This window comes from Marivirga sp. (genome assembly GCF_024636815.1).
Taxonomy (GTDB): Bacteria; Bacteroidota; Bacteroidia; order Cytophagales; family Cyclobacteriaceae; genus Marivirga.
In genome coordinates, this window is the sequence record NZ_JAGXGF010000044.1 from 1 (window position 1) to 6,796 (window position 6,796).

6 protein-coding genes are annotated in these 6,796 nt (G+C 32.4%); 3 read left to right on the plus strand and 3 right to left on the minus strand.

Annotated features, from left to right (window positions below; genetic code table 11):
• Nucleotides 1–211: 211 nt before the first annotated feature.
• The 3 genes from Q0L29_RS03600 to Q0L29_RS03610 all read left to right on the plus strand — a co-directional run bounded on the left by Q0L29_RS03600 (nt 212) and on the right by Q0L29_RS03610 (nt 3,320).
• Nucleotides 212–595 (plus strand): metalloregulator ArsR/SmtB family transcription factor, encoded by a 384-nt coding sequence (locus tag Q0L29_RS03600; RefSeq protein ID WP_296619164.1) that lies wholly within the window; start codon nt 212–214, stop codon nt 593–595.
• Nucleotides 583–1,287 (plus strand): YjjG family noncanonical pyrimidine nucleotidase, encoded by a 705-nt coding sequence (locus tag Q0L29_RS03605; protein WP_296619165.1) that lies wholly within the window; start codon nt 583–585, stop codon nt 1,285–1,287. Before Q0L29_RS03600 ends, Q0L29_RS03605 begins: the two co-directional genes overlap by 13 nt.
• A 131-nt stretch (nt 1,288–1,418) precedes the next feature.
• Nucleotides 1,419–3,320 carry a DUF3858 domain-containing protein gene (locus Q0L29_RS03610; protein WP_296619166.1) on the plus strand — a complete coding sequence of 634 codons (1,902 nt, stop codon included), beginning with the start codon at nt 1,419–1,421 and terminating at the stop codon, nt 3,318–3,320.
• A gap of 54 nt (nt 3,321–3,374) precedes the next feature.
• Here Q0L29_RS03610 and Q0L29_RS03615 read toward each other — a convergent pair whose 3' ends face one another.
• From Q0L29_RS03615 to Q0L29_RS03625, 3 genes are all read right to left on the minus strand, one after another.
• Nucleotides 3,375–4,400 (minus strand): hypothetical protein, encoded by a 1,026-nt coding sequence (locus Q0L29_RS03615; protein ID WP_296619168.1) that lies wholly within the window; start codon nt 4,398–4,400, stop codon nt 3,375–3,377.
• Nucleotides 4,401–4,433: 33 nt separating this feature from the next.
• Entirely contained in the window at nt 4,434–5,270 is an 837-nt protein-coding gene (locus Q0L29_RS03620) for a UDP-2,3-diacylglucosamine diphosphatase (protein ID WP_296619170.1), read from the minus strand.
• 388 nt (nt 5,271–5,658) lie between these two features.
• The coding region (locus Q0L29_RS03625; protein WP_296619171.1) for a redoxin domain-containing protein at nt 5,659–6,796 on the minus strand (1,138 nt) is incomplete at its 5' end.

Here is a 6,796-nt window from a genome sequence, read left to right on the forward strand (position 1 = left end):
AAAGTTTTCCCCTTTCCGCCTATAAACAGCGATTTTCTTCCTAAAAACCCCTTGCAATAGCCTGCTATTGTTTCAGAATTTTTAGTTGAAACTCACTATTTATAGACGTTCTGAATCCTAAATAAGAATCGAACTCAGGTTGATAATTTAATTATTGATGCAATAGTTCATTATTCCTTTATTACTTTTACTTGAATATGATCTAATTTAGATGAGGCTCAAGAACTTTACTTTAAATTTCAGTGTACAATTTTATAAATGTCTTTCAGAAGATTCTAGATTGCGTGTGCTATTTTTAGTACATCAGAATCAGGAAATGTGCATATCAGATTTGGAGTTAATTTTGGATTTCACCCAAGCAAAAACTTCTCGGCATTTAACTTATTTAAAAAATAATGGCGTGTTAAATTCAAAGAAAGTTGATCAATGGGTATTCTACTATGTAAAAGAAGAAGTTAAAGATTTATTAGCACAGACATTGAAATTTGTTGAAAAAGATCAACAATTACAGAAAGATTTAGAAACTTTTAAAGTGATGTACTCCAATAGGACGCTAGCTTTAAACAAACTGCACAGTAAAAAATGGATAAAATAAATTCATACAAACATATTTTCTTCGATTTAGACCATACACTCTGGGATTATGAGAAAAATTCAAATGAAGCTTTGGGGGAATTGTTTTTAAAATATCAACTCAAGAACTTGGGAGTAGGCAATAGTGATCATTTTAATTTGTGTTTTGACGAGGTCAATCAATCTCTTTGGAGAGAATTTAATAAAAATAAAATCTCCCGAGATACTATCCGAGAACAACGATTTTTAAAAATATTAAATCATTTTAATATTGATGATCAAGATTTGAGCAATAAATTATCAGATGAATATTTGATGCTTTGTCCTACAAAACCTCACTTAATACCTTATGCTTTTGAAGTGCTAGACTATTTAAAAGAAAATTATCAACTTCACATTTTAACAAATGGATTTAATGATGTTCAAAAACTAAAATTAGAAAAATCTAAACTACAATCTTACTTTTCAACTGTGGTAACATCTGATGACGCTGGTTATAAAAAACCTATGTCTTCTATCTTTAAATTCGCAATTGATACTGCGAATGCAAAGAAACACGAAAGCATTATGATTGGTGATAATCTGCAAACGGATATACTAGGAGCTAGAAATTTTGGTATGGATACTATTTATTTTAATCCCAAAAAAGAACAACATAAGTCTAGTGTTACGCATGAAATTGATTGTTTAAGCAAATTAAAATCTATTTTCTAAGAGTTTTAAATCTATCTCAACTGAATGAATTATTCATCGTTTCATAGAATTCTTATATTACTTTGGAATAATAATTGCTTTAAAAGTTTTATTAAAAGAAATTTACTGTCTATCAACTAAATTGAATCAAAATGCAGAAGATATTACTAAGTACTTTTTTATCCTTCATTTTTTCTTTTCAAATATTAGCTCAGGAAAGCACTCAATTAGAAAACTCTGCATTTGGCATTGATGCTGAAGCTATTATCCTGTTAGATAGTGGATACAGTAGGTATAATGAAAATTTCGAATTAATATTTACACACACCACCAAAATTGAAATTTTAAGAGAAGAGGGCTTAGAGTGGGCCAATGTTATGATCCCCCACATCGAGAATGATTCACTGCTTTTTATAAAAGGAAGTACTTATAATCTAGATAAAAATAATTCTTTGGTTATTGACAGTTTAGACACCTCCAAAATTAGAAAAAAGACCAAAAATGGTGTGGTAGAAAATTACTTTTCTCTACCAAATGCTAAAATCGGAAGCATAATTGAATATACTTATCAAATTAAAATTGCTGATTGGCAGCAATTAAATAGCTGGTATTTCCAAAATGACATTCCTGTAGTAAGGTCAACTTACACTACAGAGATTCCTAATTATTTACTGTTTTATAAATATTTGGAAGGTTCCAGAAGTTTGGGTGATTTTGACCGAAGAACGGTTAAAAAAATGGTGAAGGGCAAGCAAACGGAAGTCCTTATAGAAGATTTCAAAATGGATAGCATCCCATCCTATGTAGAGGAAGCTGATATTCCTGGTTATAATTATTTTATTTCAAAACTAAAATTCAAATTAGCAGAATACACCTTACCGAAACAATCAACAGAATTTCTACTGCCTCAAAATTATGAGGAATTAGCCTACAACTGGGCAGGTTCGCCTTTTTTTAGAGAAGTTTATTCTAGGAGCAGTTATTTACAAGAAGAAATCAACAGAATATATCATCCTGAATTATTTAAAATGGATGTTATTAAAGGTTTTTACTTCTTTATCCGAAATAATTTTACTGTTGATGTATCTTATAAGGATAAAAGCTTAGAAGAAGTGTATAAAGCAAGGAGAGGCACTCCTCAGCAAATCAATATGCTTTTAATTAAAATGCTTAATCAAGCAGGATTTGATGCTTACTTAATAGCTTTGAGTTCTCTGGAAAACAGACCTACATATCCTGAGAACCCTTATTTCGAACTCTTTGACGTATACGTTTGCATGATCCGATATAATGGTGAAAATTATTTCTTAGATGCTTTCGATAAAAACCTATTATTTAATATGCTTCCACCTAATTACATTAATAACGGTGGATTAGTCATTTCACAGAAAGCACCAGGATTTGTGCCTTTGAACTTCAAATTCGAAGACAAAGAAATGGTCACTGCTGAGTTTGTAGTATCGGATACTGCTACTATAAAAGGACTTTATGAAGTAAAAAGAGAAGGTTATGCTGTATATGGTTTCGACTCACGATTTTTAAACAGCAACAGAACTTATAATGACTATCTGATTGAAACCATATTTGAGAATATGGATTGGAACATCAAAAAACATGAGGTAAATGACGGTTTCGATGAAAATAAATTTTTAAAAGAATACTTATCATTCGTGAGACCTGCAGACTCTGTTGCAAAAAATTATATGGAAATTTCTCCTGTGGTATTAAATGAATTCAGCGAAAATCCACTTCAAGCTGAAAAACGTCAAAATCCACTTACACTTTATACGCCTTTAATCAGAAAAGCTAGTTATTCTTATGAAATACCAGATGGCTGGACCGTTCTAGAATACCCTTCAGACAAGAGTATTGCTTTGGAAGACGGAAAAGGAAAGCTCATGTATCAATATAAAAAAATGGGGAACACCTTGAAAATTGAATATACTATCGATTACGACCAAGTCATTTATATGCCTGAAGAATATCCAATGATAAAGAGGTTCTTGCAAGAAGTTACAGATGCTTTAAATCAAAAAATCATTCTAATTCGCTAGTCAAAATAGTCCATACTTTCTCAATGAAAAAGAGCTAAAAATAATGATTTAAGCTTAATTATGAACTCTTAAATATTGTAGGCTTTCGGCTACAATATCACCCATAGTTTTACAATTATTAAAATCTTGGTGCTGATAATGTTCTGCTAATTCTGCTTTAAGACTGGCTATATTTTCGGGAATTGAAATTACATCTTTTCTCATAGCTTTCATCAGTTCCTTTAAGTTAAGATCAGAAGCTTTCATTCTATTCACGATTAAAGAGCGTTCTTCCTTTTGGTATTGCTTAACCGTGGCGGGTGTCATCAGCTCCAAACCCAATTCAATGATCGGATTATTCTGTTTGAAATATTGTGGCATATAAACCGCTTTTCTGCCCTCATAAGACTGCTGATCAAAATCAATGCTTTTAATTCTGTAATGGATTTCTTCAAAATCAGGTGTGATATCAATTACAAAATTGCTTGAATGCATATCGCCCAACAATCGTACAAAACATCTTTCGGTAAACTTTACAAATTCTTTTGCCAAACGGATTTTATTCAGTTTACCATCATTCATGTAATTTCTGATAAATTGATCACCCGGTATGCCTGGAATATGTTCTTCAATTAAAGTATCTCCATTTACGATATAACTCATTCTGTTAGGAGAAAGTAAATGTTCCAATTCTAATCCATAAATTCTGGAAGCATCAGCTTTTTTAATGTAGAAATAATCGAAATTATCATTTATTTGATTTACTATTCTTACGCGAAAAGGATATGTATTTCCGTAAGTACAGGCATCGACTCTATCCACATAAAGGTGTTCCATTACAGACAAATCACCATCTGCTTTAAGTATTGCATATATATTCTTTAACCCATAATAAATATGCTTCATATCGTCTTGAGGAAAAAACAAGGTTTCCCATAAGGTATCATTATCCTCACTATCATAAAGCGGAATAGCATTATTCGCTCTAGTTAAATCACTGTATTTAATGGGGATATCGAGCTGCCTCCCATGTTTTTCCAGATACTTCAACAAATTATTACTTACAGGAAATATCTTTTTCTTCTTACTGATTAAAGCCATATTCGAATATAAAGCCTTTTCAGCAAAAATTTATTATGCAGTCTTTTTTCGTAGATTTATTTCTTCTGTTTCTAATGTTGTTTTTTGATCAAGATTGATTCCTTCCATTTTCTTATGGTTGGATTTGTAAGCTGAAGTATCGGCATAATAAACCAAAGACCAATTACCTTCTTTATCTTCTGCCAAAGCGCTCATACTTTCTACCCAATCTCCCGAATTCATATAAATCAAGCCTCCAATCTCCTTTAAAGCAGGCTGATGGATATGTCCGCAGATAATACCATCACAATCTTTAATTTTTGCGATCTCAACAAGTTGTTTTTCAAAATCATCTACATAAGAAACTGCAGATTTTACTTTTGATTTTACTACCTGACTTAACGAATAATATGGCAAGCCTTTTCTTCTTCTATATTGATTGTATTGAGAATTCACCCATAATAAAAAGGTATAGCCCACATCTCCTAATTTAGCTACCCATTTGAGATTGGTGGTGATAGAATCAAAAATATCACCATGCACTACATAGAATTTTTTACCATTACTTTCGATTATTAAATCGCGTGTAATGGTAAGATTCCCCACTTTAAAAGGAAGCACTTGATCTAAGAAATCATCATGATTCCCTCTTAAATAGATAACTTCGGTTTTGTGCTCCTCTATCATTTTAAGGATTCTGTTGAAAAAGCGTGTATGCTTTCTTTTCCAGGTACCGTATTTTTTGAGCTGCCATCCGTCAATAATATCTCCATTCAATATTAATCTGTCGCAACTGCATTGCTTAAGAAATTTTACTAACTCTTTTGCTTTCGAACCTTTTGTACCAAGATGTACATCGGATATGACTAAAGTTTTATAATGTGTTATCATGACCTCTATTGGTTTCCTAAAGGTCATCATTGATTATTAATACATGTTTAACCCGCTGTTAAACAATTAATAAGGATTTAGGTGATATAATACCTTTAGTAACATTAGTATAAAAATCTGTCAACATTAAATTAATAGAGAATTGAATATTCCTCATGCCATCGTCTTTTAACTGAGTCTCAAAAGGGCTGAATGAACAATGACAACATGACCGCTGGCACCTCTACTTTCAGTCGATAAGTCACCTACTATGGCCAGATACCCGTCTTCGCAGGCTTAGGCTCTAATCTAATGTAGTAATCTAATTAAACTCTCCTTCCGAAATCAAACAAAAAAGCCCTGAATCGCATTTGAAACAGGGCTTCTATTATTAAATAATTCAGATTGGTTAACTTCCGTAAATCTCCGCTAATTTTTCATGAAGTCTTTCTCCTCTTAAATTTTTAGCTACAATTTTACCTTCAGGATCAAGCAATAAAGAAAATGGAATACCATTAATTTTATATTCCTGAACAATTGGGGTTTGCCAATATTTCAATTCAGAAACCTGAGTCCATTCTAAATTATCAGCTTCAATAGCTCTCAACCAATCTTCACGTTTTTTGTCTAATGAAACACCTAGAATCTGAAAACCTTCATCTTTATATTTATTGTAAGCTTCCACAATATTTGGATTTTCCTGTCGGCAAGGCTTACACCATGCTGCCCAGAAATCAACTAATAAATAATCTCCTCTGAAGTCTTTCAAGCTTACAGTATCTCCTTCTGGAGTTGGCATGCTAAAATCAGGTGCTTGGGCTCCTACTGAGATTTTCGCCATATCATCCATTTGCTTTTTATAAAAAGAAGCCATATCTGAATTAGGATGTGCCTCAGCTATTCTATCAGCCACAGACTTCATAAACTCAAAATCTTCATTTGGATTGAAGAAATTCATGGCTTGTATAGCCGCTAAAGAAGGTAACATCTCTTCTACTTTTTTCTTTATGTTTTCCTTCTTCTTTTCCTGCATCAAAAGGAAATCGTCCTGAATATTTTTCATTTTCTCTTCATCCTCAGCTTTTCTAGCTGCCATGAATTCCTTATTGATTTCCTGTACTTCCTCAGTCTGCTTTTTCATGATATCCTGCAATTCTGCCATGAATTCCATGTCCTGAGAACCTGTAATTTCCAGCTTTCCATTTCTATCTCCTCCATCTGCTACAATCTGCAGATCATCCTCATTTACGATTAAAGTCGCTACCTGACTATTGTAAAAATTCACTTGGAAAAACTCAGGACCTGAAGTTTGCACTGTAGTTTCGAATGTATTATTTGCATCCAAATAAAGAGTATCTACAACTTCTCTTTTTCCTGCACTGATTTTAGCCAGAGTAATTACTCCCTTATCTTGCGGGTTTTCTACAGTTCCGCTGATGGTTGTACCTTCTTTTTCTTCTTTATCACCACATGCCACGAAAAACAAGGCGGCTATTATCGCTAAAGCACTATTTCTCAAAATAATTTTCATATGTATATTGTTTGTT

Bases quoted from the DNA above. Each gene is read 5' to 3' on its own strand.
- Q0L29_RS03600 (WP_296619164.1), top strand. From the start codon at position 212: ATGAGGCTCAAGAACTTTACTTTAAATTTCAGTGTACAATTTTATAAA.
- Q0L29_RS03605 (WP_296619165.1), top strand. From the start codon at position 583: ATGGATAAAATAAATTCATACAAACATATTTTCTTCGATTTAGACCAT.
- Q0L29_RS03610 (WP_296619166.1), top strand. From the start codon at position 1,419: ATGCAGAAGATATTACTAAGTACTTTTTTATCCTTCATTTTTTCTTTT.
- Q0L29_RS03615 (WP_296619168.1), bottom strand. From the start codon at position 4,400: ATGGCTTTAATCAGTAAGAAGAAAAAGATATTTCCTGTAAGTAATAAT.
- Q0L29_RS03620 (WP_296619170.1), bottom strand. From the start codon at position 5,270: ATGATAACACATTATAAAACTTTAGTCATATCCGATGTACATCTTGGT.